This is a genomic window from Curtobacterium pusillum, assembly GCF_007673235.1.
Lineage (GTDB): Bacteria > Actinomycetota > Actinomycetes > Actinomycetales > Microbacteriaceae > Curtobacterium > Curtobacterium pusillum_C.
Genome location: NZ_VDZH01000003.1, coordinates 45,157 through 71,391 on the forward strand (window position 1 = coordinate 45,157; position 26,235 = coordinate 71,391).

Annotated in this window: 27 protein-coding genes; 11 read left to right on the forward strand and 16 right to left on the reverse strand. The window is 70.8% G+C overall.

All coding sequences use genetic code 11. The features are described 5' to 3' along the window. Window positions 1-155 precede the first annotated feature (155 nt). Window positions 156-1,883 carry a glycosyl hydrolase family 28-related protein gene (locus tag FS532_RS08585; protein WP_186321969.1) on the forward strand — a complete coding sequence of 576 codons (1,728 nt, stop codon included), beginning with the start codon at window positions 156-158 and terminating at the stop codon, window positions 1,881-1,883. Window positions 1,884-1,933: 50 nt separating this feature from the next. On the opposite strand, the gene FS532_RS08590 is transcribed toward FS532_RS08585, so the two are convergent. Genes FS532_RS08590 through FS532_RS08600 form a run of 3 tightly spaced genes read right to left on the reverse strand, consistent with a single transcriptional unit; the run spans window position 1,934 to window position 5,519 of the window. After that, window positions 1,934-2,431 (reverse strand): cupin domain-containing protein, encoded by a 498-nt coding sequence (locus FS532_RS08590; protein WP_260852621.1) that lies wholly within the window; start codon window positions 2,429-2,431, stop codon window positions 1,934-1,936. Next, window positions 2,428-3,837, reverse strand: coding sequence for an amidohydrolase family protein (locus tag FS532_RS08595; protein WP_260852622.1), 1,410 nt, complete (start codon window positions 3,835-3,837; stop codon window positions 2,428-2,430). Before FS532_RS08595 ends, FS532_RS08590 begins: the two co-directional genes overlap by 4 nt. Beyond that, entirely contained in the window at window positions 3,834-5,519 is a 1,686-nt protein-coding gene (locus FS532_RS08600; RefSeq protein ID WP_186321970.1) for an adenosylhomocysteinase, read from the reverse strand. The genes FS532_RS08595 and FS532_RS08600 overlap by 4 nt, the downstream gene beginning before the upstream one ends. Before the next feature lie 49 nt (window positions 5,520-5,568). Here FS532_RS08600 and FS532_RS08605 point away from each other — a divergent pair, with 49 nt between their 5' ends. The 6 genes from FS532_RS08605 (at window position 5,569) to FS532_RS08630 (ending at window position 9,783) form a co-directional block, all read left to right on the forward strand. Further along, on the forward strand, window positions 5,569-5,832 hold the full coding sequence (locus FS532_RS08605; protein WP_144752820.1) for a glutaredoxin family protein: 264 nt from the start codon (window positions 5,569-5,571) through the stop codon (window positions 5,830-5,832). A gap of 257 nt (window positions 5,833-6,089) precedes the next feature. Next, entirely contained in the window at window positions 6,090-6,917 is an 828-nt protein-coding gene (locus FS532_RS08610) for an amidohydrolase family protein (RefSeq protein WP_222121966.1), read from the forward strand. Window positions 6,918-6,958: 41 nt separating this feature from the next. Beyond that, window positions 6,959-7,819, forward strand: coding sequence for a fumarylacetoacetate hydrolase family protein (locus FS532_RS08615; RefSeq protein WP_144752823.1), 861 nt, complete (start codon window positions 6,959-6,961; stop codon window positions 7,817-7,819). Next, complete coding sequence (locus tag FS532_RS08620) at window positions 7,819-8,589, forward strand: SDR family NAD(P)-dependent oxidoreductase (RefSeq protein WP_144752826.1); 771 nt, start codon at window positions 7,819-7,821, stop codon at window positions 8,587-8,589. The genes FS532_RS08615 and FS532_RS08620 overlap by 1 nt, the downstream gene beginning before the upstream one ends. Window positions 8,590-8,736: 147 nt before the next feature. Further along, window positions 8,737-9,414 carry a FadR/GntR family transcriptional regulator gene (locus FS532_RS08625; protein WP_079237189.1) on the forward strand — a complete coding sequence of 226 codons (678 nt, stop codon included), beginning with the start codon at window positions 8,737-8,739 and terminating at the stop codon, window positions 9,412-9,414. A 90-nt stretch (window positions 9,415-9,504) separates the two neighbouring features. Then, window positions 9,505-9,783 carry a GlsB/YeaQ/YmgE family stress response membrane protein gene (locus FS532_RS08630; protein WP_079237190.1) on the forward strand — a complete coding sequence of 93 codons (279 nt, stop codon included), beginning with the start codon at window positions 9,505-9,507 and terminating at the stop codon, window positions 9,781-9,783. Window positions 9,784-9,868: 85 nt separating this feature from the next. Here FS532_RS08630 and FS532_RS08635 read toward each other — a convergent pair whose 3' ends face one another. The 10 genes from FS532_RS08635 to FS532_RS08675 all read right to left on the reverse strand — a co-directional run bounded on the left by FS532_RS08635 (window position 9,869) and on the right by FS532_RS08675 (window position 20,241). Further along, window positions 9,869-10,831: an aldo/keto reductase gene (locus tag FS532_RS08635; protein ID WP_144752829.1), complete on the reverse strand. Its 963-nt coding sequence runs from the start codon at window positions 10,829-10,831 to the stop codon at window positions 9,869-9,871. Next, on the reverse strand, window positions 10,828-11,154 hold the full coding sequence (locus FS532_RS08640) for an L-rhamnose mutarotase (RefSeq protein WP_144752832.1): 327 nt from the start codon (window positions 11,152-11,154) through the stop codon (window positions 10,828-10,830). The genes FS532_RS08635 and FS532_RS08640 overlap by 4 nt, the downstream gene beginning before the upstream one ends. Further along, window positions 11,154-12,479 carry an alpha-L-fucosidase gene (locus FS532_RS08645; protein WP_144752835.1) on the reverse strand — a complete coding sequence of 442 codons (1,326 nt, stop codon included), beginning with the start codon at window positions 12,477-12,479 and terminating at the stop codon, window positions 11,154-11,156. Before FS532_RS08645 ends, FS532_RS08640 begins: the two co-directional genes overlap by 1 nt. Window positions 12,480-12,511: 32 nt before the next feature. Then, entirely contained in the window at window positions 12,512-13,429 is a 918-nt protein-coding gene (locus FS532_RS08650; protein WP_144752838.1) for a carbohydrate ABC transporter permease, read from the reverse strand. Beyond that, window positions 13,422-14,399 (reverse strand): carbohydrate ABC transporter permease, encoded by a 978-nt coding sequence (locus FS532_RS08655; protein ID WP_144752841.1) that lies wholly within the window; start codon window positions 14,397-14,399, stop codon window positions 13,422-13,424. Before FS532_RS08655 ends, FS532_RS08650 begins: the two co-directional genes overlap by 8 nt. Before the next feature lie 107 nt (window positions 14,400-14,506). After that, window positions 14,507-15,295, reverse strand: coding sequence for an extracellular solute-binding protein (locus FS532_RS08660; protein WP_260852623.1), 789 nt, complete (start codon window positions 15,293-15,295; stop codon window positions 14,507-14,509). Beyond that, window positions 15,292-15,744, reverse strand: coding sequence for an extracellular solute-binding protein (locus tag FS532_RS19025; protein ID WP_260852624.1), 453 nt, complete (start codon window positions 15,742-15,744; stop codon window positions 15,292-15,294). The genes FS532_RS08660 and FS532_RS19025 overlap by 4 nt, the downstream gene beginning before the upstream one ends. 50 nt (window positions 15,745-15,794) lie before the next feature. Next, a complete protein-coding gene (locus FS532_RS08665) occupies window positions 15,795-17,129 on the reverse strand; it encodes an enolase C-terminal domain-like protein (protein ID WP_144752844.1) in 1,335 nt (444 codons plus the stop codon). A 389-nt stretch (window positions 17,130-17,518) separates the two neighbouring features. After that, window positions 17,519-18,121, reverse strand: a complete 603-nt coding sequence (locus tag FS532_RS08670) for a TetR family transcriptional regulator (RefSeq protein ID WP_144752847.1) — start codon at window positions 18,119-18,121, stop codon at window positions 17,519-17,521. 59 nt (window positions 18,122-18,180) lie between these two features. Further along, on the reverse strand, window positions 18,181-20,241 hold the full coding sequence (locus tag FS532_RS08675) for an MDR family MFS transporter (protein WP_144752850.1): 2,061 nt from the start codon (window positions 20,239-20,241) through the stop codon (window positions 18,181-18,183). Between the two features lie 186 nt (window positions 20,242-20,427). Between FS532_RS08675 and FS532_RS08680 the strand changes: the two genes are divergently transcribed. Both FS532_RS08680 and FS532_RS08685 read left to right on the forward strand, forming a co-directional pair. Next, window positions 20,428-21,381, forward strand: coding sequence for an aminoglycoside phosphotransferase family protein (locus FS532_RS08680; protein WP_144752853.1), 954 nt, complete (start codon window positions 20,428-20,430; stop codon window positions 21,379-21,381). 39 nt (window positions 21,382-21,420) lie between these two features. Beyond that, window positions 21,421-21,855 carry a hypothetical protein gene (locus FS532_RS08685; RefSeq protein ID WP_144752857.1) on the forward strand — a complete coding sequence of 145 codons (435 nt, stop codon included), beginning with the start codon at window positions 21,421-21,423 and terminating at the stop codon, window positions 21,853-21,855. Between the two features lie 28 nt (window positions 21,856-21,883). Here FS532_RS08685 and FS532_RS08690 read toward each other — a convergent pair whose 3' ends face one another. Then, entirely contained in the window at window positions 21,884-23,335 is a 1,452-nt protein-coding gene (locus FS532_RS08690; RefSeq protein WP_144752860.1) for an SPFH domain-containing protein, read from the reverse strand. Between the two features lie 165 nt (window positions 23,336-23,500). On the opposite strand from FS532_RS08690, the gene FS532_RS08695 reads away from it, so the two are divergent. Next, a complete protein-coding gene (locus FS532_RS08695; RefSeq protein ID WP_144752863.1) occupies window positions 23,501-23,797 on the forward strand; it encodes a helix-turn-helix domain-containing protein in 297 nt (98 codons plus the stop codon). Beyond that, window positions 23,794-25,053: a type II toxin-antitoxin system HipA family toxin gene (locus tag FS532_RS08700; protein WP_144752866.1), complete on the forward strand. Its 1,260-nt coding sequence runs from the start codon at window positions 23,794-23,796 to the stop codon at window positions 25,051-25,053. Before FS532_RS08695 ends, FS532_RS08700 begins: the two co-directional genes overlap by 4 nt. A gap of 71 nt (window positions 25,054-25,124) precedes the next feature. Here FS532_RS08700 and nadE read toward each other — a convergent pair whose 3' ends face one another. Next, window positions 25,125-25,952, reverse strand: a complete 828-nt coding sequence (gene nadE, locus FS532_RS08705; protein WP_144752868.1) for an ammonia-dependent NAD(+) synthetase — start codon at window positions 25,950-25,952, stop codon at window positions 25,125-25,127. A gap of 39 nt (window positions 25,953-25,991) precedes the next feature. After that, on the reverse strand, window positions 25,992-26,171 hold the full coding sequence (locus FS532_RS08710; protein ID WP_144752871.1) for a hypothetical protein: 180 nt from the start codon (window positions 26,169-26,171) through the stop codon (window positions 25,992-25,994). Between the last annotated feature and the right edge of the window lie 64 nt (window positions 26,172-26,235).

Below are 26,235 nucleotides of genomic sequence, written 5' to 3' on the forward strand. Positions count from 1 at the left end.
CCCGCAATTCAATTTCAATCCGCTCACGAAAGGCGCGGAATGCATTTCCTGCTGCATTGTCCGGGCATGATCGACGCCGCAGCACCTTGCCGATCAACGCACGGTGCGGGGCGCTGGGAACGCCCCCACCGTGCGCGATCCCCAGGGAGGACACCATGGACAGCAGAACGGACCAGGCCGCGCGGAGCCGACGGGGGTTCCTCGCCGGGAGCGCCGTCGCGGGGATCGTCGGGATCGCCGGCGGGTCCTTGCGTGCGGAGCCGGCGGCGGCCGCCGACCAGACGCTCCCTTGGATCGACGTCCGGTCCACCGGAGCGCTCGGCGACGGGAAGACCGACGACACCGACGCGATCCAGCGGGCGATCGACACCGCGTACGCCGCGCACGGAGCCGTCGTGATGGCGCCGGGTCGGTACGCCGTCCGTGCGCTGACGATCCGGGCACAGGTTCGCGTCATCGGCATCGGAGCAGCCGCGAGCCAGTTCCCGATCCGTCCCGGCGACCCGGGGCGCCGGTACGACGGCGTCGAGATCGTCCCGTTCGATGTGCGCGAGGAACCCCTCGTCACGTTGTCCGGGACGGGTGCCACGCTCGAGCACGTCACGGTGGACGGGTTCCGACTCGGTGTGAACGACGTCGCGACGGGCTCCAGCCGGACGGGCGTCGCCGTGGTCGGCGGCTTCGAGTCCCGGCTCGAGTCGGTCCGGGTGCAACGCTTCGTCGGCCCCGGTATCGAGATCAGGCGACTCAACAACGCCCGCTGGTCGGAGGTCTTCGTCGACCGATGCGGCACCGCGACCGTCGCAGCCGTCGTCATGGACTCCGGCGACGACGGGGCCCCGACCAACTTCGTCGTGTTCGACCAGTTCACGATCCAGCACTCGGCGAACACCGCCCTCGCGATCGCGTGGGGTTCGGACCCCGTGCGGCACTGGGCGTCGAACCTGACCTTCGTCGGTCTGCACCTCGAGTCGACGGACGACGACGGACGAGCGCGGTTCAACAGCGCAGCACTCCTGCAGATCGGGAACGCGCGACAGGTGACCTTCGTGGCGGCGTTCGTGCTCGGCCTGGCATCGCCGCTGGTCGAGTTCGACTACCGGCTGACCGGGCCGCGCCAGAGGTCCGACGGCACGGTGATCACGACCGACCCGGGTGGCAACGAGGGCGGCGTCCAGTTCCTCGGTGGGGAGATCAGCCAGCGCGGGACCCCGGACGGGTTCGCGACGCCGCAGAGCACCCTCGTCCGGCTCACGCACGGTCGCGAGTTCGTGGCCGTCGCGACGAAGTTCGACCAACTCCGGGTGCCCGCAGTCACCGTGGAGTCGACCTTCGGTGCGGCGGCGGTCCTCGACGCCTCGTGCACGGTCCGCAGCATCGGGACGCCCAGCCCCGCAGTCGTCGACCGGCGCACCCGGTTCGCCCAGGCGGTGACCGCTGTCACCACGGCACAGATGGCGGCGTTCGGCGAGCAGGTCCGGTTCGACCGCCAGATCATCGCCTACCAGGACCGGGCAACCCCGGACACGACGGCGACGGGTTCTCCGAAGACGACGACCGTCACGGGCAGTTCGACCGCGTGGGCGTACGCCACGAACGGCACCGACATCGCGGGCCACGTGTCGTTCGGCGCCGCGAGCGTGCGGAACCCCGGCACGCTGCTCGCCACGGTGACGTTCAAGCGGGCGTACACCGGGACGCCCGTCGTGACCGTGACGCCGTCCAACGCCCGGGCCGCCGCGATCGGCCTGTGGGTGGACATCGACCGCTCCGGACGGTTCTTCCGGGTGTACGCGACGCAGAAGGTGCCCGTGGCCGCCGCGGGGACCTACGTCTTCGGCTACCACGTCATCGGGCTCGGCATCGGCGCCGCCGCGTCCTGACGCGGCGGACCTGACGCGCGCTGTCGCTCGGCCGACGCAGCCGCACTCGCTCAGTCGGCGAGGGTGAAGTCCTCGAACGAGAACCCCGGCGAGACGAGGCAGCTCAGCAGCACCTCGCCGTCACCCGGGAGCGTCCGCTGCCAGACACCACCCCGGACGAACGCCTGCGCGTCGTTCACCCGGTCGCGCCCCGCATCCGGCCCGAGGGTGATCGTCGCACCAGGCTCCGGCTGGTCACCGGCCCCGCCGAGCTGCAGTTCGACCGTGTCCGGCCCGTGCCACATCCAGATCTCGTCGCTCGTCACCCGGTGCCACGCGGACGCCTCGCCCGGGGGCAGCAGGAAGTGGATGAGGGTCGCTGCGGGCCGGTCCCCCGCGGGCGTCGACACCGTGGCGGGCGAGGTCCACGTCCGGACGTACCAGCCGCCCTCGGGGTGCGGCTCCATACCGAGGGCGACGGCGCGCTTGGGGACGTCGAGCCACTCGATGAGCTCGCCGTCCACGGTGCGTCGGGCGGCCATGCCGGGTCGGGGTGCGGTGTCGGTCATGATTCCTCCTGGTCGACGCCACGGGCGACGTCGTCGACGCAATGGGCGTCGTCGACGTCACGCGGGACGTCCTGGTTGCGCGAGGTGCCGGCGGTCGCCCGGACCACCCCGCGGATGACGGTCGCGACCGCTCGGCCGGCCCCGCCCTCGACGAGCTCGGCCATCGCGTCGGGCACGGTGCGGGCGTCGACGTCGAACACGGCGAGGTCCGCACGGGCCCCGACGGCGAGGTGCCCGATCCGGTCCGGCCCGACCGCGAGCCCCATGGCGTGCGCGCCGCCGAGGGTCGCCGCCGCGAGGAGCCGCTCGTGCAGGTCGCGGTGGCCGTAGCCCTGTGCGCGGGCGATCCGGTGCAGCGCGGTGACGTCGGCCATCAGGTCGAGGGACGGCGAGGACGACAGCGAGTCGGTGCCGATCGCGATGGGGCTGCCCTCGCGCAGGTAGTCGGCGACGGGCGGCGGGTCGAGTCCGATCACGGCGTTCGAGCGGGGGCAGAGCGCCACGGCGGTCCCGCGCGCCCGGAGCAGTGCCCGATCGGCGGCGGTCATGTACACGCCGTGGGCGATGTGGCAGTCGGGGCCGAGCACGCCGAGCCGGTCGACGAAGGCCGTCGCGCTCGCGCCGAACCCGAGCGCGCGCATGGCCCGGAACGAGGGGACGTTCGCCAGGTGCCAGTCCGTGCCGTGTCCGAAGCCGTCGACGCCGTCCAGCCCGGGGACCGGCCCGAGGGCGATGCGCTCCCCCTCGAACGCGGCCTCGCCGAGGTGCAGGTGCAGCCGGAGGCCGCGCTGCCGGACGATGTCGGGCAGCTCGAGCAGGGGCGCGACGTCGAGCGAGTACGGCGCGTGGGGGGAGAGTCCGGCGCCGGGTGTGGTCGGGACCCGTTCGAGCTCGGCGAGCACTTGATCGCGGCCGTGGGTCTGCCAGGCCTCGTTCTCCCAGTCCATCACCTCCCAGTAGGCGATGCCGCCGAGACCGGAGTCCTCGAGGACCGTCGCCGCCTCGATGTCGGTGACGATGTCCGCGATGCTCGTCACACCGGCGAGGATCGAGGCCTCGGCACCGGCGGCAGCTTCGGCCCGCCAATCGTGCGGTTCGGCGTAGTCCTCGTTGAACGCAGCAGCCCAGTCCTCGAAACCTGCGTACTGGCGCCGGCCGACACTGGCCATGCCGGTGTACTGCAGGTGTGAGTGCGCGTTCACGAGTCCGGGGAGCAGGGCACCTCGCCACCGTCGCTCGGTGAACGGCGTGCCGGACACGGCGAGCTGGTCGACGACCCACGAGCGGTCGCCGACGTGCAGGATGCGGCCGTCCTGCACCGCCACGGCGCCGTCCGCGATCGGCGGCGCCGTCATCGGGACCACGATGCGCGCGGAATGCACGGTGACGGGGTGCGCGGCGGTCATGCTGGGTCTCCGAAACGGCGGGTGCGGACGTCCGGCTCGCGGTCCGCCGGGTGCTCGGCGAGATGGACGGGAGGCACGGGTCGGCTCCCGAACGCGGCGAGCGCCGCGCGGGCGGTCGCGTCGTCCACCGCGGGGTCGATCGGCACGACGGCGCGGTCGAGTTCGTCGCCGCGTTCCAGAAGCATCCGCACGGCACCGAGCTGCGCGGCGAAGGACAGATCCATGATCTCGACGGGGTTGCCCTCGGCAGCGGTGATGTTGATGCAGCCGCCGTCGTCGAGCAGGAGCACGTGGTGTCCGTCCGCCCACGTGAGGCGTTCGACCTTCCGGCCGATCGTCGTCCGGGCGGCACCGTCGGCGAGCGCGTCGTGGACCGCGACCTCCTGGTCGACCCCGCCGGCGACGGCGACGACCGCGCCGTCCGCGCAGGCCCGCAGCGTCCTGAGGTCGATGGTGTCCGGTACCCCCGTCGCGCTCATCACGAGATCGGCCTCGCGCACGGCGTCGGCGAGCGGCGCGACGGCGTGTCCGGCGAAGAGCGCCTGCAGGGCGCGGACGGGGTCCGTCTCGGCGACCGTCACCCGGATCCCGAGCGCGGCGAGCACCAGCGCGACCCCCTCGCCGACGTGCCCGTACCCGGCGACGACCGCCGTGCCTCCCGGCCGAACCCGGTGCGTGGCGGAGGCGAGCCCGTCGATCAGATCGAGCACCGCGAACACCGTCGACTGCCCGGTGCCGTACCGGTTGTCGAAGAACGTCTTCGTGCGGGCGTCGTTCACGGCGACCACGGGGATGCCGAGCGCGCCCCGGGACGCCATCACGCGCAGCGGGCGGAGGCCGCTCGTCGTCTCCTCCGCGGCTCCGAGCATCGTCGGCAGCAGGTCCGGGCGCTCCTGGTGGGCGAGCCGGATCAGGTGTGAGCCGTCGTCGAGCAGGATGTGCGGTCGGGTGTCGAGCATCGCGAGGGCGAGCGTCTTCTGCTCCGCGGTCGTCGCGGTACTGCTCGCGTGCACGGTCAGTCCGGCCTGCCGCAGGACGTCGGCGACGGCGTCGTCGGTCTCGTCGGCGTGGGCGTAGACGACGACCTCGGCACCGGCGTCCCGGAGGAGCAGGCTCAGCACGGCCGTCTTCGGTTCGAGGAACATCGCGACGCCGATCCGGGTGCCGCGGAGGAGCCCGCCGTCCCGGAGCTCGGCGGCGACGGCGCGGGAGACCGGCATCGAGCGGCGTGCCCAGCGCAGGCGGGCCTCGGCGGCCGGATCGTCCTCGGGGTCGCGACCCGTGGAGACGAGGAACACGTCGTCGGACAGCGCCGGGACGCCGAGGACCCCCGGGCGGGCGCTCGTGACGGGTCCGAAGGCATCCTCGTCGACGGCGGGCAGGTGCCGACCGGCGTCGACCACGACGAGGGTGGCGCCGCGGGGACGGTCGGCCTCGCGCTCGATGACCTGCGTCGACTCGTCGGGCGTGCCGAGGCACCACAGCTGGTCGACGGGTTCGTGCTCGGCGGCGGCACGGGCACCCAGCCCGGTGAGCAGGCCGTGCAGCGCAGCGGTGTCGCGGGGGTCGCCGCCGACGATCCGGAAGCGGCGTGCGGCGACGAGCATGTTCGTCGCGGCCGCGAACCGTCGGACCGCCGCGGACGCCCAGGCGAGGGTGTCGGGGTCGGGTCCTGGCGGCATGGTCCAATCGTATGGAATGCCGGAGGGCCTCCGGACGTAGTCTCTGGACATGAGCGATGCATCCTTCGACAAGGTCACGATGTTCGGTGCGGACTGGTGCCGCGACTGCCGCCGTTCCAAGGCGCTGCTCGACACCCTCGGGGTCGACTACGAGTACGTGGACGTCGAGGCGGACCTGTCGGCCGCCGGACGTGCCGAGGAGATCAGCGGCCGCAAGAACATCCCCGTGGTGGTGCTGCCGAACGGCAAGCACTTCGTGGAGCCGTCCGACGCCGAGCTGCGCTCGGAGCTCGAGGCCGCCGGCGTCGTCTGACGCGGTGCGCGCGCCCGAATCGCGCCGATCCGCGCGTAGGAAGTCGACCCGCGCGTAGGAGGTCGAATCGCGCGTAGGAGGCAGGAACTTCTGGCCTCCTACGTGCGATTCCGCTTTCCAGGGTGCGCGTGATGGGTCAGAACGCGACCAAGTCTGGAGGCGCGGTGCGCGCCCGACGTGCACCGCGCCTCCAGTTCGTGGTGGGTCTGCGCACCCACATCCGCGCGGACATCGGATGAATCGGGCATGATGGCCGCGTGATCATCGATGCTCACCACCACCTCTGGGACCCCGCCGACCGGCCGTACCCGTGGATGGACGACTCCGTCGCCCCGATCCGCCGGCGGTTCGACGTGGACGACCTCCGCACCGCGACGCAGGGCACCGACGTCACGCGGACGATCGTCGTGCAGGCCGTCCACGATCCCGGCGAGACAGCGTGGCTCCTCGCGCAGCCCGCACCGGTCGCCGGCGTCGTCGGCTGGGTCGACCTGACGGCGCCCGACGTCGCGGACCGCTTGGCCACCATCGCCCACCCGCGCCTGGTCGGGATCCGGCACCAGGCGCAGGACGAACCCGATCCCGAGTGGCTCGCGCGCCCCGACGTCGTCCGCGGAGCGCGGGCACTGGCCACGGCTGGAATCGTCTTCGACCTGCTCATCCGGGCACGGGAACACGCTGCTGCACTCGCCCTGGTCGACGCCGTACCGGAGGCGTCGTTCGTGCTCGACCACGCGGGGAAGCCGACGATCGAGCACGGTGATCTCGGGTGGCGGGAACGGATGCGCGACCTCGCGGCGAGGCCGAACGTCGTCTGCAAGGTGTCCGGGTTGCTCACCGAAGCGGGTCCGGACTGGCAGCACCAGCCCGTCGCCCGGTACGCCCGTGAAGCCGTCGAGACCTTCGGGCCGGATCGTTCGATGTTCGGCTCCGACTGGCCGGTGTCGACCCTCGCGACCGACTACGTGGACGTTCTGCGCACCACCCAGGAAGCACTCTCCGGCCTGACGCCAGCGGAGCGCGACGCCGTGTTCCGTGGCACGGCCGAGCGCGTGTACCTTGCTGGAGCATCGAGCCAGACATAGGATGTTTTTGCTGCACCGTCGCAGCAGGAGAGTGAGGAACGATGCGGTTCGCACGACTGGGCCCCGCCGGGAACGAGATCCCCGTGGCCATCGACACCGACGACGAGGTCCTCGACCTCCGCAGCATCACGAGCGACATCAGCGGGCCGTTCCTGGCGTCCGACCCGGGCCCGGTCGAACTCGTCCGTCACGCCCGGGCGGCCGGCGACCTCCCGGTGCTGCCCCGCGCGGACGCCGACGCACTGCGACGCGGCGCTCCCGTCGCCCGCCCCGGCAAGGTCGTGTGCATCGGCCTGAACTACCGCGACCACGCGGCCGAGACCGGCGCCGAGATCCCCACCGAGCCGATCGTGTTCATGAAGGACCCGATGACGGTGATCGGTCCCGACGACGACGTGCTCGTCCCCCGCGGCAGCACGAAGACCGACTGGGAGATCGAGCTCGCGATCGTCATCGGCACCACGGCTCGGTACTGCGGCTCCGCCGAGGAGGCCGCGACGCACATCGCCGGGTACGCCATCGCCCACGACGTGTCCGAGCGGGAGTTCCAGCTCGAACGCGGCGGCACCTGGGACAAGGGGAAGTCCTGCGAGACGTTCAACCCGCTCGGGCCCTGGCTGGTCACCCCCGACGAGGTCGACCCCGCGGCCATCGCGCTCCGTCTGAGCGTCAACGGCGAGGTGCGTCAGGACGGCACCACCGCGGACATGATCTTCCGGCCCGCCGAGATCGTCCGGTACCTGTCCCAGTTCATGGTCCTGTACCCCGGCGACGTGATCAGCACCGGCACCCCCGCGGGCGTCGCGCTCGGGAGCGGTGCACCGTACCTGCAGCCCGGCGACGTGGTCGAGCTGACGGTGGACGGGCTCGGTTCGCAGCGTCAGACGATCGGGGCGGCGTGATGGCCGAGGTGCGCAGCTCCGTCGGCGGGCGGAGCCACGACGGCGTCCGGGCGATCGTGACGGGCGGCGCCTCGGGCATCGGAGCCGCGATCGTCCAGGCGCTGCAGGAGCGCGGGGCGACGGTCGCCGTGCTCGACCTGCAGGCCTCGGCGGCCGGTGTGTTCTCGGTCCCGTGCGACGTGAGCGACGACGACTCCGTGCGCACCGCCGTCGACGCCGCGGTGGAGCACCTCGGCGGCCTCGACGTCCTGGTGAACAACGCCGGCATCGGCGCCCAGGGCACGGTCGAGGACAACCCCGACGACGAGTGGCGCCGCGTGTACGAGGTCAACGTGCTCGGCACCGTGCGGCTCTCCCGCGCCGCACTGCCGCACCTGCGGGCCTCGGGCAACGCCAGCATCGTGAACACCTGCTCGATCGCGGCCACCGCCGGACTCCCCCAGCGCGCGCTCTACTCCGCGACGAAGGGCGCCATCGCGGCGCTCACCCGGGCGATGGCCGCGGACCACCTCCGCGAGGGCGTCCGCGTCAACGCCGTCAACCCCGGCACCGCGGACACCCCGTGGGTCGCGCGACTGCTCTCGACCGCGGGCGACCCGGCAGCGGAACGCGCTGCCCTGGAGGCACGCCAACCGCACGGCCGACTCGTCGCGGCCGAGGAGGTCGCCGAGGCGGTCGCGTACCTGACGAGTCCCCTCGCCCGGTCGACGACCGGGGTCGACCTGGCGGTCGACGGCGGGATGCAGGCGCTGCGGCTCCGGCCCGCCTGATGGTCCCGATCGGACGGCCTGGGCCCACGCCGCCGGTTCCGGGCCGACGCGCCAGCGGCGGACCGGCCGTGCCGGTGGGGAGAGGCACGGTGCCGGTATCGTCAGCGTGTCCCGTCCGCTCGTGGTCGGGTCCCAGGAGGTGGTGACGTGGCTTCGCTGACGGACGACGCGATCGCGCGCATCCAGCAGATGATCGTGAGCGGCGAACTCCAGCCCGGGCAGCGCCTGCCGCCGGAGAAGGAGCTCAGCGAGTCACTGGGGCTGTCACGGAACAGCCTGCGCGAAGCGGTGAAGGCCCTCGAACTCATCCGCGTGCTCGACGTCCGGCGCGGTGACGGCACCTACGTCACCTCGCTCGAGCCGTCGGTGCTGCTCGAGGCGGTGTCGTTCGTCGTCGACATGCACCACGACCGCTCTCTCGTCGACCTGCTCGAGGTCCGCCGCATCCTGGAGCCCGCGTCCGCCGTCCTCGCGACCGCCCGTGCGTCGGAGCAGCAGATCGACGACCTGGCGACCCTGATGCACTCCGTCGGCGAGGACACCGGCGTCGAGGACCTCGTCGCCCACGACCTCCTGTTCCACTCCACGATCGCCGGCATCGGCGGGAACCAGTACCTCTCCGGGCTGCTCGACGCGCTGTCGAGCAAGACCGTGCGGGTGCGGGTGTGGCGCGGCCTGACGCAGAACGGCTCCGTGCAGCGCACCCTCGACGAGCACGCGGCGATCGTGGACGCCATCCGCCGCCGGGACCCGCAGCTCGTGCAGGCGCTGGTGGTTTCGCACGTCGAGGGCGTCGAGCGCTGGCTCCGCCGTTCCCTCGACTGAGGACGCACCCAGGCAGGGGCGTGTTGGGTCGGACGTCGGCCCTGACTCCGGCAACCATGCCGCGGCAACCGCACCCACGAGGAGGAAACCGTGCTCGGTCTCATCATCAGCTTGATCATCATCGGACTCATCGCCGGCGCCATCGCGCGACTGGTCATCCCCGGCAAGCAGCACATCTCGATCCCCATGACCATCCTGCTCGGGATCATCGGGTCGTTCGTCGGGGGCTTCCTCGGCTTCCTGATCTTCCAGCACGACCCGATGGACGGCTTCTTCCAGCCAGCGGGGATCATCGGGTCGATCATCGGCGCGATCATCGTGCTGTTCGTCTACACGCGCTTCGCGGGTCGTTCGGCGCGCACGAACTGACGCGTCCGGCGTCCCGCCGCGCCCCCGTACGAACATCGCGCCCCGTTGAGACGGGGCGCGATGTTCGTACGGGGGCGCAGTGCCGTCAGCCGCCGAGCAGGCCCGCCGCGCGCAGGTCGTCCCACAGCGCCTCGGGCACGACGGCCGCGGCGCGCGCCACGTTTGAGCGCACCTGGTCGGCGGACTGGGCACCGAGGGCGATCGCCCGGACGGCAGCGGCTCGGCGCGGGAACGCCAGCGCCGCCTCGGGCAGGGTGACGCCGTGCCGTTCGCAGACGTCGGCGATCGCGTTCGCCCGCTCAACGAGGGACCCGGGCGCGGTCGCGTAGTCGTACGTCGCCCCGGCTCCGGGCCGGTCGACCCCGAGCAACCCGGAGTTGTAGACGCCGACCGCCACCACCGCGACGCCGAGCTCCTCGCACCGTGCGACGAGGGCCGCCGCCGGTTGTTCGAGCAACGTGTACCGGCCCGCGAGCATCACGACGTCGCACAGGCCGGTCGACACCGCGGCGTCGAGGGCCTCCACCGAGTTCGACCCGACGCCGACCGCACGGACCACGCCCTCGTCCCGCAGCTCGGCGAGGGTGGGCAGCGCCTGGGTCAGACCGTCCGGCAGCGAGTACACGTCCGGATCGTGCAGGTACGCGATGTCGACGTGGTCGAGTCCGAGCCGACCGAGCGACTCGTCGAGGGACCTCCGGACGCCCGAAGGGGACGGGTCCCACTGTCGGACGAGGTCGTTCGGCACCGCGAAGCCGCCCGGTTCCAGGTCGTCGCCGTCGCCACGACCGGGGACGAGCAGGCGCCCGACCTTGCTCGACACGATGTAGTCCGATCGGGGCCGTCCGGCGAGCGCCGCCCCGAGCCGGCGCTCGGACAGTCCGAGGCCGTAGTGCGGTGCGGTGTCGTACCCGCGGACACCGGCGTCCCAGGCGGCGTCGACCGTGGCCCGCGCGTCGTCGTCGGACACCGGCCGCAGCAGGTTCCCGATGCCCGCGCCGCCGAACCAGAACGGCCCGCGGTCGAGGTCGACCGTCGTGCCGTTCACCGGTCGACCTGCCCCGACAGGGTCCAGACGAGCGGCACGCCGTCATCGTTCCCCGAGTAGTCGTCGTCGGCCTCGAGCAGCGGGTTGACGACGTCCTGCCAGGCGGCGTTCACCGGATCGTCCGCCAACGAGCGGCGCATCGCGCGGTAGTCCTCGACCTCGATGAGGTGGACGAGGTCCTGGCCGTCGCGCCAGATGCTCCAGTTCGACACCCCGGCAGCCCGGAGTCGCTCGACGAGCGCGGGCGGGATGGCGGCGTGCACGCGTTCGTACTCCGCCTCCATCCCGCTGCGCAGTCGGGTCCTCGAGAGGATGCGCTGCATCAGTCGCGCAGGAACAGCTCGACGACGGGCACGGCGACGTCCGGCCGCACGATCGGCAGCGTGAGCGTCAGCGTCCCGGCGGGCTGCCCGCCGAGCCCGGTGTTCTGCGCGCGGGTCCCCGGCGGGATCTCCCGGTAGTGGATCTCGGACGCGTCGTTCAGCAGCTGCGCGTACTCCACCCGGCCGGCGAGGTCGGCCAGGTGCACGTGCTCGAACGGCCACGTGAACAGGTGCAGGTACAGCCGGTTGCCGTTCTGCGTGTAGACGGTGCCGGCCGGCGCGGTGAACGTCGACGGCCCGGCGCCGTAGACGGACCGGTCATGCCGACGCATCCAGTCGCCGATCCCGGCGAGCGCCGTCCGAGCGACCTCGTCGAACTCGCCGCGACCGGTCGGCCCGACGTTGAGGAGCATGTTCCCGTTGTTCGACACCCCGTCGACGAGCATCCGGACGAGCAGGTCCGTGCTCTTGACGTTCAGGTTGTCGCGGTCGTAGCCCCACGAGCCGTTCAGGGTCTGGCAGGCCTCCCACGGCACCTGGACGCCGTCGACCTCCATCGGCTTGTCGGGCTGGTACTGCTCGGGTGTGACGATGTCGCCGGGCAGGTCGAGCCGGTCGTTGACGATGATGCCGGGCTGGAGCCGTCTGGTCAGCTCGAGCAGCTCCGAGGACCCCCAGTCGTCGCGGCCCTTGCCGCCCCAGATGTCCTCGTGGTCGTTGTCGCGGTACGAGAAGTCGTAGAACAGGTAGTCGATCCGCCCGTAGTCGGTCAGCAGTTCCTCCACCTGGCCGTGGAGGTAGGAACGGTAGCGGGCCATGTCGCGACCTTCGTTGAGCGCCGCGATCGCCGCGTCGCCGTCGTCCCGCCGCGGGTGCACGCCGTCGATCGTGAAGTCCGGGTGGTGCCAGTCGATGAGCGAGTGGTAGAACCCGACCCGTAGGCCCTCGGCGCGGACGGCGTCGACGAACTCGCGGACGATGTCCCGGCCGAACGGGGTGTTCGTGGACTTGTAGTCGGTCAGTGCGCTGTCCCAGAGCGCGAAGCCCTCGTGGTGCTTCGTGGTGAGGACGACGTACTTCATCCCCGCCTCGCGGGCACGGCGGGCCCAGTCGGCGGCGTCGAACAGGTCCGGGTCGAAGTGGTCGAAGTACTTCTGGTAGTCGGCGTCGGTGATCCGCTCGCGGTTCTTCACCCACTCGTGCCGTGCCGGCAGGGCGTACAGCCCCCAGTGGATGAACATGCCGAAGCGGTCGTGGGCGAACCAGGCGGGCAGACCGTTCGTGTCGGGGTCGACCTGCGGCGAGGCGGGTGCGGTGATGGTCATGGGGCCAGTGTTCCTTTCAGGTGGGACGGGTGTCAGCGGCCGCCGAGGCCGGAGGTGACGATGCCCTTGACGAGGTGCTTCTGGAGCAGGATCAGCAGGATGACGGTGGGCAGCATCGAGATCACCGACGCTGCCATCACGAGGTTCCACTCGGAGCCCTGCTGCCCGAAGAACTGCTGCAGGCCGAGCGGGATGGTGCCGTGGGCCTCGACGTCGTTCACGACGACGAGCGGCCAGAGGAACGAGTTCCAGTAGGAGATGAACGAGAACACGGCGAGCACGGCCATGGTGGGGCGGGCGAGCGGGAGCATCACCGAGAAGAACGTCCGGATCGCTCCGGCTCCGTCGACCCGGGCGGCGTCGTCGAGCTCCTGCGGCACGGTGAGGAAGAACTGCCGGATGAGGAACGCCCCGAGCGCCGTGAACGCCCACGGGATGATGAGCGCCTGGAACGTGTCGACCCAGCCGAAGCCCTGCATCATCACGTACATCGGGATGACGAGGACGTCCTGCGGGATCATCAGCGTGACGAGGAACAGCAGGAACACGGTGTTCCGTCCACGCCAGCGCAGCCGGGAGAACGCGTACCCGGAGAGCACGGCCACGGCGACGTTGATCGCGGTCCCGACCGCCGCCACGAACACGCCGTTGAGGATGAACCGCGCGAACGGCAGGTAGGTGAACGCCTGCACGTAGTTGTCCCACTCGAGCGAGCGGCCCCAGAGCGTCGGCGGGGTGGTGAACACCTGGTCGGCGGGCTTGAGGCTCGTCGCCACCATGTAGATGAGCGGCGAGACGAACAGCAGCGCGACGAGGCAGAGCAGGGCGTACCCGATCGCGTGCCGCACCCGTCCGGGTCGTGGTGCGGACTTCGTCCTGGCCACGGCGCGCGGGTTGACCGTCCGGTTCGACGTCGTGGCGCCGAGGCGACCGCGGACTGCTTCACTCATAGTGCACCCACCGCTTCTGGCCGAGGAACTGGATGGCCGTGATCCCGAGGATGATCACGAACAGCACCCAGGCGCCGGCCGATGCCAGCCCGAGCTGCTGGTTCTGGAAGCCGGTGTTGTAGATGTACTGCACGAGGGTCTCCGTCGCGGTGCCCGGCCCGCCCTTCGTCAGGACGAACGGTTGGACGAACACCTGGAACGAGGTGATCAGCGTCATCATCGTCGCGAAGAAGACCGACGGCGAGATGAGCGGGAACTTGATGGCCCAGAACGTCTGCCAGGCGTTCGCTCCGTCGAGCTGCGAGGCCTCGATCTGGTTCTCCGGCACGGCGTCGAGCGCCGCCGAGAAGATCAGCATGTTGTAGCCGAAGCCCTGCCACACGCTCATCGCGACGATGGCGAGCATCGCCCAGTGCTCGTCGGCGAGGAAGTTCGGCGCGTGCACGCCGACGGTGGACTGCAGGGATGCGTCGATCGCGCCACCGGGCTGGTAGAGCATCCGCCACACCACGACGTTCGCGACGATCGGCGTGATGGTCGGGATGAAGAACAGGACGCGGAAGACGTGCCGGCCGGCGATCCGCGGCGTCAGCCAGGCGGCGAGCCCGAGCGACACGACGAGGTTGAGGGGCACGTACAGCACCACGAACAGCGCCGTGTTGAGCGCCACGGTCCGGAACACCGGGTCGGCGAAGAGCCGGGCGTAGTTCTCGATGCCAGCCCAGCTGCGTTCGCCGAGCATCGGCCAGTTCATGAAGCTCACGACGAGGGACGCGACGATCGGGAACGCGGTGAAGACGACGAGGCCGATCGAGTGCGGCGCGGCGAAGGCGGCGCCCCACCAGGAGCGCCGTCCGAGCGCGCTCGTGTCCTCGCCGCCCTTCCGCCGTGGGGTGGCGGTCCCGACCGCGACCGCGGTCGCGACCGCGGGGACGGCCGCTTCGGCCGGTGGGTCCTGGATGGTGGTCATGCGACGACCTCCTCGTCGTTCGCGCGGTCCTGAACAGGGGATGGATCGGACTGGAGGCCCGTGGCGGGGCCGCAACGGGCCTCCAGTCCGCTCACTGGTTCAGCTGGTCACTGCGTGCCGAGCTGGCCCGCGATGGAGGACATGGACTCCTTGCCGGAGGTCTGCCCGTTCACCGCCTGCAGCGCGTACTGCGTGAACAGCTGCGAGAGCTGGTCGCTCTGCTTGTTCCCGAGGAGCGGCGACGACTTCGCCAGTCCTGCCTTGAGCGCGGCCTCGGCGCCGTCGATGCCGGCGCTCGAGTACCACGCCGACTGGGCGGCGGTGCGGCCGGGGAAGGCACGTCCCGCTTCGGCGAGCGACGTCAGGACCTTCTCGCTGGTCATCGTCTGGACGGCCTTGAACGCCTGCTCCGGGTACTTGCACTGCTTCGAGATGCCGAAGCCCGAGCCGGCCGCGAAGGTCGACGGACCGGACGTCCCGGCGGGGAGCGTCGTGACGCCGAGGTCGAACTGCACCTTGGCCTTCTGGCTGATGAGCGACCACGGACCGTCGGTGTACATCGCGACCTTGCCGGCGGCGAAGTCGTTGCCGGGGGTCGACGAGTCCGACGACGCCTGCGTGGCGTACCCCTTCTCGACGAGCGAGGCGAGCCAGTCGAGGCCGTCCGCGAACTTCGCGTTCGTCGCGTCGAGCTTGCCGCTGGAGGTGATCACCCGGCCACCGTTGTAGCCGTAGACCAGCGACTCGAGGTTGAGGTCTCCGACGGTCGAGCCGAACATCGTGATGCCCTTGGCCTTCAGCGCGGCCCCGGCAGCCTCGAAGTCGTCGACGGTCCAGCCGGGCTTCGGCTCGGCCACGCCTGCCTTCTCGAAGACGTCCTTGTTGTAGAACATCATGATGGGCCCGGTGTCGTAGGGCAGTCCGTAGAGCTTCCCGTCGACTTCATGCCGTCGAGCGCGGTGCTGTCGAACGCGGACAGGTCGGTGCCGTCCTTCTCTGCGAGGTCGTCGAGCGGCAACAGCGACGACGTGTAGTTCGCGGCGCGGAGGGACTGCATGCTCACGACGCACTGGGCACCGCCGGCACTCAACTGCGTGCTGAGCTTCGTGAAGTAGTTCTCGAACGGCGCGCCCTGGATCGTCAGGGTGATGCCGTCCTCGCTCTTCACGGTGTCGGCGACCTTCTGCCAGGCTGCCTTGTCCTCCTTCCCGGCGATCCACATGGACCAGGTCAGGGCGTCCTTCGACTGGCTCCCGCCGGCACTGCTGCCGGAGGAACAGCCGGTGAGCACGAGGGCCGCGGCAGCTGCCGCCGCGAGCCCGGCGAACATCCGTCGTCGTTGCATCGGAGTCTCCACTTCGTCGTGGTGATCGGGTGAGGGTGGGGGTGTGTTGGTCAGGCGACGCGGACCGCGTCGGGGATCGACTCGGTCGAACCGGCCCAGACCGGGCCGTCCGGGTACGAGTACGTGGCGAGGGAGTCGGCGAGCATCTCGGTCCCGGCGCCGGGGGCGGTCGGGGGCCAGTAGTGCCCGTCGTGCACGTCGACCGGGGTCACGAAGTGCTCGTGCAGGTGGTCGACGTACTCGATGCAGCGGGTGTCGAGGTCGCCGGTGAGGGCGACCGCGTCGAACATCGACAGGTGCTGGACGGCCTCGCACAGGCCGACCCCGCCGGCGTGCGGGCAGACCCGGACGCCGTGCTTCGCCGCGAGGAGCAGGATCGCGAGGTTCTCGTTCACGCCGGCGACCCGGGTCGCGTCGATCTGCAGGACCGACATCGAGTGGGCCTGGATGAGCTGCTTCGCGATCACCCGGTTCGCCATGTGCTCCCCGGTCGCCACCGGGATCGGGGCGATGCGGCGGGCGATCTCGGCGTGCGCGAGGACGTCGTCGGGACTCGTCGGTTCCTCGACCCAGGCGACGTCGAACTGCTCGAGCCGCTCGATCCAGGCCACTGCTTCGTCGACGTCCCACCGCTGGTTGGCGTCGATCGCGATCCGGATGTCCGGGCCGACCGTGGCGCGGGCGATCGCCATCCGTCGGACGTCCTCGTCGACGTCGCCGCCGACCTTGAGCTTGATCTGGGCGAAGCCCTCGTCGACGGCCTCGCGGCAGAGGCGGGCGAGCTTCTCGTCGTCGTAGCCGAGCCACCCCGGAGTGGTCGTGTACGCCGGGTACCCGGTCTGCTCCAACCGCCGACGGCGTTCGGCGCGGCGGGGTTCGGCCGCGCGGAACAGCTCGAGCGCCTCGGCCGGGGTGATGGCGTCGGAGAGGTACCGGAAGTCCACCAGGTCGACGAGCTCCTCGGGGCTCAGGTCCGAGAGGAGTGCCCACAGCGGCTGCCCGGCGCGCTTCGCCCTGAGGTCCCAGAGGGCGTTCACCACGGCGCCGATCGCCATGTGCATGACGCCCTTCTCCGGGCCGAGCCAGCGGAGCTGCGAGTCGTGCACGAGGGTGCGCCACGTGCCGCCCATGTCGGCGAGGACCGCTTCGGCGTCGGCACCCACGACGTGCTCGCGGAGGGCTGCGATCGCCGCTTCCTGCACCTCGTTGCCGCGGCCGATGGTGAAGACGAACGCTGCGCCGACGTGGCCGTCGAGGGCGTCGGTGGTGATCTCGACGTAGGCGGCGGAGTAGTCGGGTGCCGGGTTCATCGCGTCGGACCCGTCGTGTTCCCGCGAGGTCGGGAACCGGACGTCGCGCACGCGCAGACCGGTGATGCGGCTCATCGTGTCTCCTGCCCGTCCGGTCTTCGTCGACCGAACGAGGCAATCGAAACATCCGATGTATCTGCTGTCAAGAGCGAATTTTGTCGCGTTCTGGTCACAAGCGGCCCTGAGTGACCCGATGACTGCGGGCCTCGTGTCCCAGTTCGGGTTGGTACCGTTCCGCGCGTAGGAGGCTGTTCCGCGCGTACGAGGCTGTTCCGCGCGTACGAGGCTGTTCCGCGCATGGGAGGCAGGAAAGCCCTGCCCCCTACGCGCGATTCCGCTTTCCAGGTCGGCCGCGATTGGTCGGAACGCACCAACGGCCTGGAGGCACGGTGCGGGTCGGACCCGCACCGCGCCTCCAGGCCGTGCTCGCGGTGCGCCGGGGGCGTCCCCGCGCGTCGCGTTGGTCAGGCGGCGGCGAGCCGCCCCATCTCGGCGACCACCTCACGGAGGCGGTCGGCCAGCTCGTCGCGTGACGCGACCGTGAACCGGTGCGCCGCCTCGATGACGGCGGCCATCACGAGCGTGACGGCGGTCCGTGCCGAGTCGGCGTCGGTGCGTTCGGCGGCGACCTCGACGACGGCGAGCCGCGCCTCGGCCATCCACTGCAGCATCGTCGGCACCATCTCCGGCCGTGCCTGCACGAGAGCCTTCATGCGGCGACGGTCCTCGGGGAGGTTCACCGTCTGCGCGACGAGCTCGCAGAGGTCGGACACGAGCGGGCCCGACGTCGCGAGGAAGGCCTCGCGAGCCGCGGCGGGGATCGTCGTCGTCGGGAGCCCGAGCGCGGCGTGGCCCTTCGACGGGAAGTAGTTGAAGAACGTCCGCGGCGAGACCCCGGCGGCGGCGCAGATCTCCTCGACCGTGACGCCGGCGAGTCCACGGTCCGTGACGAGGTCGATCGCCGCGTGGTGGATCGCCGCCCGGGTCTGCTGCTTCTTGCGCTCCCGCAGGCCGCTGTCAGCGGCGCTGCGTGCGTCGGCGCTGCGTGGTGCTTCGGTGGTGGTCACGTGCTGCTCCTGGTGCGGATCGGGGCCTCCCACCTGTGCGGTGGGAGGCCCCGAGCGGCCTAGTCGTCCGACGAACCGCGCTGGACGGCGATCGAACCGGTGACGGGCGCCGTGGGCGAGCCCATGGTGTCCGCGGCCTTGACCGCCTGGACCTCGAGGTCGTCCGCCGTGCGGTCGCTGTCCGCCTGCTCCTGCAGTGCCGAGCTCTTGCGGAGCGGCGGCGCCTTGAAGAACCAGCTGAGGACGAACGCCAGCAGGATGACCGCGAAGCCGACCCAGTAGACCGTGACGGCCGACGTGTTGAAGCCGGTCATGAACGGCCGCGTCAGCGCCGAGTCCGCACCGTTGAGGTAGGACGTGTCGCTCGTCTCGCTGCTCGAGGAGCCCTTGTCGCCGGCGCCCTTGTCGATCTGCTTCGACAGGGTCGGTGCGAGGTCCTCCACCCAGTACGTGCGCTGGGCCGAGTCGGACCAGTCGACGACGAGCTTGCCGTCCTGCACGCTGGCGTGCGCCTTGTCGGCGGCGGCGTTGAGGGCCTGCTGCTGGACCGCCTCGGGAGCACCAGCCGTGGCCTGCGTCACCTGCGCGGTCGCGGCGTCGAGGCCGGACTGCACCTGCTGCTTGATCGGCGTGACGATCGGGTTCCAGATCTGGTCCATGACGCCCTGGTTCGCCTTGGCGCTGGCGACCGTCGGGTTGAGCGCGGCGTCGAGTGCGCCGGTCAGGTTCTTCTGGTCGGCCGTGGCGTGCAGGATGTTCGCCGGCATGATCGAGAACAGGACGCTCAGGAGCACCGCGGTGCCGAGCGTTCCACCGATCTGGCGGAAGAACGTCGCCGAGCTGGTCGCCACACCCATGTCACGCGGCTGCACCGAGTTCTGCGAGGCGAGGGTGATGCTCTGCATGAGCTGGCCGAGGCCGAGGCCGATCAGGAACATGCCGATCATCAGGAACCAGAGCGGCTTGTCGATCGTCATGAACGTCAGGACGACGTAGCCGATCGAGACGAGCGCGGTGCCGATCACCGGGAAGATCCGGTACTTGCCGGTGCGGGCGACGATCTGGCCGGAGGCGATCGAGGCGATCATCAGTCCACCGATCATCGGCAGGGTCGCGAAGCCCGACTCGGTCGGGGTCAGCCCGGTGACGATCTGCAGGTACAGCGGGATGGTCAGCATGGCGCCGAACATCGCGAAGCCCACGAGGAAGCCGAGGATCGTGGCCATCGAGAAGACGCCCGAGCGGAACAGCTTCAGCGGGATGATCGCGTCGTCCTTCATGAGCGTCTCGATGACGAGGAACGCGACGAGACCGAGCGCACCGATCACGTAGCAGGCGATCGCGCCGGCCGAACCCCAGCCCCAGGTGCGGCCCTGTTCGGCGACGAGGAGGAGGGGGACGAGGGTCACGATGACCGAGGTGGCGCCCCACCAGTCGATGCGCGGCTTGGCCTTGGCGTCGCCGAACTTCGGAAGGTGCAGGAACGCGATGACCATGAGGAGCGCGGCCACGCCGATCGGGACGTTGATCAGGAAGACCCAGCGCCAACCGGTGACACCGAGGATCGTGCTCGCGCCGGCGAACAGACCGCCGATGAGCGGACCGATCACGGACGAGATGCCGAACACCGCGAGGAAGTACCCCTGGTACTTCGCACGCTCACGGGGGGCGAGGATGTCACCCATGATCGCGAGCGGCAGCGACATCAGCGCACCGGCACCGATGCCCTGGAAGGCACGGAACGCGGCGAGCATGATCATCGAGGTCGACATCGTCGAGAGCAGCGAGCCGAGGATGAAGACCGCGATGCCGAAGATGTAGAGCGGACGACGGCCGAAGACGTCGGAGAGCTTGCCGTAGATCGGCGTCGTGATGGTGCTCGCGATCAGGTACGCGGTCGTCACCCAGGCCTGCTGGTCGAGGCCGTGCAGGTCGTCGCCGATGGTGCGGATGGCCGTGCCGACGATCGTCTGGTCGAGCGACGACAGGAACATGCCGGCCATGAGGCCGTAGATGACGAGGAGGATCTGACGGTGCGACATGATCGGCTTCCCGGGCTGGTCAGCCGGGGAGCTCTGTCGTCCGCGCTGCACCTCGACGGGTGCGGTGGCAGTAGACATGGGGGTCCTTCAGGGGTGCGTGTGGTGGTCGTGGTCGCGAGGGACGCCGGAGCGTTGTGGCGGGCCGATGACGGCGGGTCAACCTTGCAGACGCTGCAACTTTACACCAAGAGCAGGTTTGCCGCCAACGCAAACTTTCCCATTGCGCACGTTCGGTGAACGGCCTCTCAGGTACCGTGCTCCGTTATGGGGCGGACGAGGTGGGACGACGTACCGGGGACACTGCGCGCACGGATCGAGGCGACCCTCGGCGGACCGGTCGTCGATGCGGTGTCCCAGGTGGGCGGGTACTCCCCCGGCGGTGCCGATCGCGTGGTCACCGCGAACGGTCGTGCGGCCTTCGTGAAGACGCTCGCACGCTCCCGGAACGACGACGGCTTCCGGCTGCACGAACAGGAGGCCCGGGTCATGGCGCACCTGCCGGCGTCCGTGCAGGCACCTCGCCTGATCGACACGCTGCACGAGACGGTGGACCGTGACGAGTGGATCGCGCTGGTGCTCGAGGACGTCGACGGACAGCACCCGGGTCGAGCGCTCGACGGCTCGGACGTGACCGCGGTCCTCGATGCGCTCGACACCCTGCCGCCCGCGACCGGACCCCTGGCGGCACTGCCGCGGCTCACCGACGAGCTCGCCGACGAACTCGGGGCGTGGGACCGGATGCTCGCCAGCGGGATGCCCGAGGTCGTCCCGGAGCACGTCGCTTCGGCCGCAGCTGACTTCGGACACGCGGCCCTGCCGGCCGCCGGACTCCTCGACGGCGGGTACCTGGCACACGTGGACTGCCGCGCGGACAACCTGCTCGTCACTGCCGATGGTCGGGTCTGGGTCGTCGACTGGCCGTGGGCAGCGGTCGGCGTCCACTGGTTCGACCCGCTGACGTACCTGCTCGACATGCTCGTCCGCGGCGAGGACACCGACGTCGAACACCACCTCGCGACGCACCGGGTGTTCGCCGGACTGCCGGGGACGACCGTCGACGCCGTGCTCGCCGGACTCGCGGGGACCTTCTTCGAGAAGGCGTCGCGGCCCGCCGTCCCGAACATGCCGACGCTCCGCGCGTTCCAGCGCGCCGAGGGACTGGCAGCAGCGGAATGGCTGCTCCAGCGGTGGGGCCGAGGCCGCGCAGTACCCCGTTGATCCAGGAAGCGCGGCACCGCGGAGCGTACGGTCCCGCTCATGACTGACGAGCACGAAGGCCAGCGTCCGGAAGACGATGCTGCGCGGCTCGGACTCGTCGTCGTCGGAGAGGCAGCAGCGCTGCACTCCGGCGACGAGGCGGCTCTGGACGCGAGCGAACAGAACATCCGCGACACCATCGACGAGATGATCGACGAACCACTCACCGAGCGGCAGGAGCAGGTGGTCGAACGGTTGGCGTCGGCCGGGGGCACGCTCACCGCGGGTCTCAGCGGCGCCCTCGCCGCCCAGACGGGCCGGAGCGTCGACGACATCCTGGAGGGCGCCGCCCGCAGCGTCGTCTGGCAGCAACGACTGGCGGACCAACGCGACGCCGAGCACGGTGACGACCACAGCGCCGGCCACGGTCAGCGCGAGGACGCCGGCGGGCAGCAGCGTGAGCACCGGAACGACGACGGGCGCGACGAGGACTGAGCCCCGCCGCGCCCGCGCCGGCGACCGACTACTCGGTCACTGACTCCTGCGCCTGTTCGCGCACCACCGCACGGGCCGCCGCCTGACCGGTCGTCGTGCTCTTCACGATGTCGCTCAGGGTGAAGCCTGCGGTGGTACCGAGCAGGGCATCGACCTCGCTGAACTGGCTCACGACGCTCTTCGACAGCGCACCGGCGCCGTCGGACGATACGACCGTGAGCTTGTCGATGTTGCCCATCGGCGCCGCGAGCTCGCGGGCGATGCTCGGCAGCGTCTCGATCGCCTTGACCCGCAGGACGGCCTCGGAGTGCTGCGCGAGAGCGTCGGCCTGGGCCTTCGTGGCATCGGCCTCGGCCTGACCCTTGGCGCGGATCGCGTCGGCAGCGGCCTCGCCCTCGGCGCGGGAGGCGTCGGCGGCGAGCTTGCGCGCCTCGGCTTCTGCCTTGGCCTCGGCGGCGATCGCCTCGGCCGAGATGCGGCGGGCCTCGGCCTGTGCACGAGCCGTCTCGACCTGGGCGGCAGCGGCCGCTTCGGCCTCGACCCGGGTCTTGCGCGCCTGCGCCTCGGCGACGGCGGACACCTCGGACTCGAGCTCGGCACGACGGAGTTCGGCACGCTTCTGCGCGGTGAGCTGCTCCTGCTCCACGACGCCCTGCGCCGCACGGGCCTGGGCGAGCGGGCCGGCCGCAGCCGCTTCGGCCGACGCGCGGTCGGCGTCGAGCTGCAGGGCCGCACGCCGGATCGCGAGGGTGTTCTCCGCCTCGGCGATGGCCTGGTCCGCGGTGGCACGGGCCTCGCGCGCTTCGCGGTCGGCCTGGGCCTCGGCGTTCTCGGCCTCGAGCCGGACACGGGCACGCTCGGCACGGCCGAGGTCGCTGATGTACTCGTTGCGGTCCGAGATGCCCTTGATCTCGAAGGAGTCGACGTCGAGCCCCTGGCTGTGCAGGGCGTCCTTCGCGACGTCGAGCACGGCGACGGTCAGCTGGTCGCGGTTCCGGATGATGGTCGACACGTCCGTCGCACCGATCGAGGCGCGGAGCGAACCCGACAGGACCTCTCGAGCGAAGTCGTCGATCTTCTTCTCCTGCCCGAGGAAGCGCTGCGCCGCCGCCCGGATGGAGGCGTCGGCCTCGCCCACCTTGACGAGCGCCACCGCCTCGACGTCGATCGTCACGCCGCGGGAGTCCTGCGCGTTGACGTTGATGTCGATCGCCCGGGAGCTGAGCGACAGCTTCGCGACCTTCTCGAAGAACGGCCGGACGAGCACACCGGCGCCGAGGACGACCTTGATCCCGGACTCGACGGTCTCGGTGCCGTCGGAGTTCTTCACCTTGCGGGACCGCTTGCCCGTGATGATGAGCGCTTCGTCGGCGCCGGCGTTGCGGTAGACGAGCTTGGCGTAGATCAGCGCGATGACCGCGAGGACGATGATCCCCACGATGATCAGCGGGATGGCTCCGAGCGCGAACAGGACTTCCATGACTCCCCCTCCGGACCAGGCCGCAGCCTGGATTCCGCATCTGTTGTTCCGATGCGTCCATCCTACGAGCACCGAGCGCGGCCAACAACAGATTTTCGGAGTCTATGACGTGATTTCCTGCCAGAATCGCCGATTTGTGGCAGACTTTCCTGTCAGGAGGTCGTCATGGTCCAGCGTTCGTCACCGCGTCGGCGTCAGCAACTCGCCGCCTTCGGCGAGAACATCCGGCGATGGCGATCCGTCAACGGCATGTCAGCTGCGGAGCTCGCCGACCGGGCGGCCGTGACCCGCGACACACTGCGCGCGATCGAGTCCGGCACCGGCGGCCGTGTCGACTCGCTCTTCGCCGTCCTCGGAGCGCTCGGGATCGCGGACACCGCGATCGACGCGATCGACCCGTTCCGGAGCGAGACCGCGCGTGCCCGGATCGACGACATCCTCAGCAGCGGCGGGTCACTGTGAGCGAGGAACCGGTCGAGGTCTGGAGCGGCGAGGCACCCGGCCCGCGCCGTGTCGGCACCCTCCGCCCGTCGTTCCAAGGGCTCCGGACCCTCGCCTCGTCGTCGTTCGAGTACGACTCGGACTTCCTCCGCGACGGTTGGCAGGTCTCACCCGACCTCCCGCTCCGCCCGGGTCGGACGTACACGGCCGACAACCAGACCCTGCCTGGTGCCTTCAGTGATGCGGCGCCGGACGACTGGGGCCAGAAGCTGATCCGGGCGGACCACGCACTCCGTCGGCAGCGGGACGCCTCGCTCCCCGCTCGGCTCGGCGAGTTCGACTACCTGCTCGGCGTGGCGGACCACACCCGGATCGGAGCACTCCGGTTCCGGACGGGCGACTCGTGGTCGTCATCGGAGTCCGGCGTCGCGAACCTCCATGACCTCGATCGCATCCTCGCGGCGGCTGCGCGGTACGAGGACGACGAAGCGACCGACGAGGACATCGCCTACCTCGGCGACGTCGCGACCTCGCCCGGTGGTGCCCGTCCGAAGGCGAACGTCGTCACGGCCGCCGGTACCCTCGCGATCGCGAAGCTCCCGCACTCGAAGGACGGCCGGTTCGACGTCGAACGGTGGGAGGCCGTTGCACTCACGCTCGCGTCCGACGCCGGACTCCGTGTCCCGCGGTGGTCGCTCGTCCCGCCGGGTGCGGGGCGAGCGGTGCTGCTCTCCGAGCGCTTCGACCGGGACGCAGACGGGAACCGCCTCGGCTACATGTCCGCTCGGACCGCCCTGGAGCTCGGCGCGCACGACGACGGCACGCGGCTGACCTACGAGGACCTCTCGGACGTCATCGACCACTGGAGCGCAGCACCCGCGGACGACCTGCGCGAGATGTTCGGCCGGATCGCGCTCTCCGTCCTCGTCAACAACGTCGACGACCACTGGCGGAACCACGCGTTCCTCCACACGCCTGCAGGCTGGCGGCTCTCACCGATGTTCGACGTCAACCCGAGTCGGCAGCGCGGAGTGATCGACTCGCGGGCGATCTCACCGGCCGACGACCCGAGGTCCCGGGACCTGCGGAACCTGCTCGACATCGCGGACGCGTTCCGGCTGCGCCGCGCAGACGCGGAAGGCGACCTGCAGCGCGTGGCCGGCGCAGTCGCCGGTTGGGACCGGGTCGCGAGCGGCCTCGGCATCCCCGCGGACGAACGCGAGGCGATGCGGGTCGCGTTCGGTTCCGCGCAGCTCGACTGGGCGCTCGGCCTGTAGCCCGGAACGGACAGGAGGCGCGGTGCGGGTCCGACCCGCACCGCGCCTCCAGGACGGTGTTGCGTGAGCGCCTACGCGCCCGCACGCCACCAGTCGTCGAAGGGCGTCGCCGGGACCTGGCGCTTGTGCTCGGTCGCGCGGTAGCGCGACTCGATCGCCTCGGCGACCTCGAGCGGCACGTCGTGCCCCTGGAGGTACGCGTCGATCTCGGCGTAGGACAGCCCGAGGTTCGCCTCGTCGGTCTGGCCGGGCGTCTCGTCGAGCAGGTCCGCCGTCGGAGCCTTCTCGTAGAGACGAGCAGGGGCACCGAGGTGCTCGAGCAGCTGCCGACCCTGGCTCTTCGACAGGCCGGTGAGGGGCGTGAGGTCCACGCCGCCGTCGCCGTACTTCGTGAAGAAGCCGGTCACGGCCTCGGCCGCGTGGTCGGTGCCGACGACGAGGAGCCCGCGCTGCCCGGCGACGGCGTACTGGGCCACCATGCGCATCCGGGCCTTGACGTTGCCCTTCACGAAGTCGCTGAGCTCGACGCCGGAGTCGGCGGTGTCCTGCACGACCCCGTCCACGCCGTGCTCGATGTTCACGGTGATGCCCGGGTCGGCCGCGATGAACCGCAGGGCGAGCTGGGCGTCGTCCTCGTCGGCCTGCACGCGGTACGGCATGCGGACGGTCGTGAACTCGGCGGGGTGCCCCTCGGCCCGGAGGGACTCGACGGCGAGCTGGGTCAGACGGCCGGCGAGCGTGGAGTCCTGGCCGCCGCTGATCGCGAGCAGGTAGCCCTTGGCGCCGGTGGTGAGCAGGTAGTCACGGAGGAACCCGACGCGACGGGCGACCTCCTGCTCCGGGTCGATGGTCGGCTGGACGTTGAGGTCCGCTGCGATGGCGGCTTGGAGTTCACGCACCACCCCAGTATCCCGCTGCATCCGCCCGGTGCACAGGGTTCAGCGCGCGGGTTCCGCTCCGACCGGGCGGATCGTGTTGTCGTGGTCGGCGCCGATCGCGCACGTGCAGACCACGGCGATGGTCTCCTGCGCCTTCGTGAGCACGAACCGTTCGACGTGCGGCGGTCCGACGTGGCGGTCGAGCGGGTGGGTGTCGTGGTCGTGCACGGTGGGCCTCACTTCGCGGATCGAGGACAGGGATCGAGAACTGACGGGGACGGGGACAGAAGCGGGACGTGCCGGT

Coding starts and splice junctions, on each gene's coding strand:
- FS532_RS08585 (WP_186321969.1), top strand. CDS start 156: ATGGACAGCAGAACGGACCAGGCCGCGCGGAGCCGACGGGGGTTCCTC.
- FS532_RS08590 (WP_260852621.1), bottom strand. CDS start 2,431: ATGACCGACACCGCACCCCGACCCGGCATGGCCGCCCGACGCACCGTG.
- FS532_RS08595 (WP_260852622.1), bottom strand. CDS start 3,837: ATGACCGCCGCGCACCCCGTCACCGTGCATTCCGCGCGCATCGTGGTC.
- FS532_RS08600 (WP_186321970.1), bottom strand. CDS start 5,519: ATGCCGCCAGGACCCGACCCCGACACCCTCGCCTGGGCGTCCGCGGCG.
- FS532_RS08605 (WP_144752820.1), top strand. CDS start 5,569: ATGAGCGATGCATCCTTCGACAAGGTCACGATGTTCGGTGCGGACTGG.
- FS532_RS08615 (WP_144752823.1), top strand. CDS start 6,959: ATGCGGTTCGCACGACTGGGCCCCGCCGGGAACGAGATCCCCGTGGCC.
- FS532_RS08620 (WP_144752826.1), top strand. CDS start 7,819: ATGGCCGAGGTGCGCAGCTCCGTCGGCGGGCGGAGCCACGACGGCGTC.
- FS532_RS08640 (WP_144752832.1), bottom strand. CDS start 11,154: ATGCAGCGCATCCTCTCGAGGACCCGACTGCGCAGCGGGATGGAGGCG.
- FS532_RS08645 (WP_144752835.1), bottom strand. CDS start 12,479: ATGACCATCACCGCACCCGCCTCGCCGCAGGTCGACCCCGACACGAAC.
- FS532_RS08650 (WP_144752838.1), bottom strand. CDS start 13,429: ATGAGTGAAGCAGTCCGCGGTCGCCTCGGCGCCACGACGTCGAACCGG.
- FS532_RS08655 (WP_144752841.1), bottom strand. CDS start 14,399: ATGACCACCATCCAGGACCCACCGGCCGAAGCGGCCGTCCCCGCGGTC.
- FS532_RS08660 (WP_260852623.1), bottom strand. CDS start 15,295: ATGATGTTCTACAACAAGGACGTCTTCGAGAAGGCAGGCGTGGCCGAG.
- FS532_RS19025 (WP_260852624.1), bottom strand. CDS start 15,744: ATGCAACGACGACGGATGTTCGCCGGGCTCGCGGCGGCAGCTGCCGCG.
- FS532_RS08665 (WP_144752844.1), bottom strand. CDS start 17,129: ATGAGCCGCATCACCGGTCTGCGCGTGCGCGACGTCCGGTTCCCGACC.
- FS532_RS08675 (WP_144752850.1), bottom strand. CDS start 20,241: ATGTCTACTGCCACCGCACCCGTCGAGGTGCAGCGCGGACGACAGAGC.
- FS532_RS08680 (WP_144752853.1), top strand. CDS start 20,428: ATGGGGCGGACGAGGTGGGACGACGTACCGGGGACACTGCGCGCACGG.
- FS532_RS08685 (WP_144752857.1), top strand. CDS start 21,421: ATGACTGACGAGCACGAAGGCCAGCGTCCGGAAGACGATGCTGCGCGG.
- FS532_RS08690 (WP_144752860.1), bottom strand. CDS start 23,335: ATGGAAGTCCTGTTCGCGCTCGGAGCCATCCCGCTGATCATCGTGGGG.
- FS532_RS08695 (WP_144752863.1), top strand. CDS start 23,501: ATGGTCCAGCGTTCGTCACCGCGTCGGCGTCAGCAACTCGCCGCCTTC.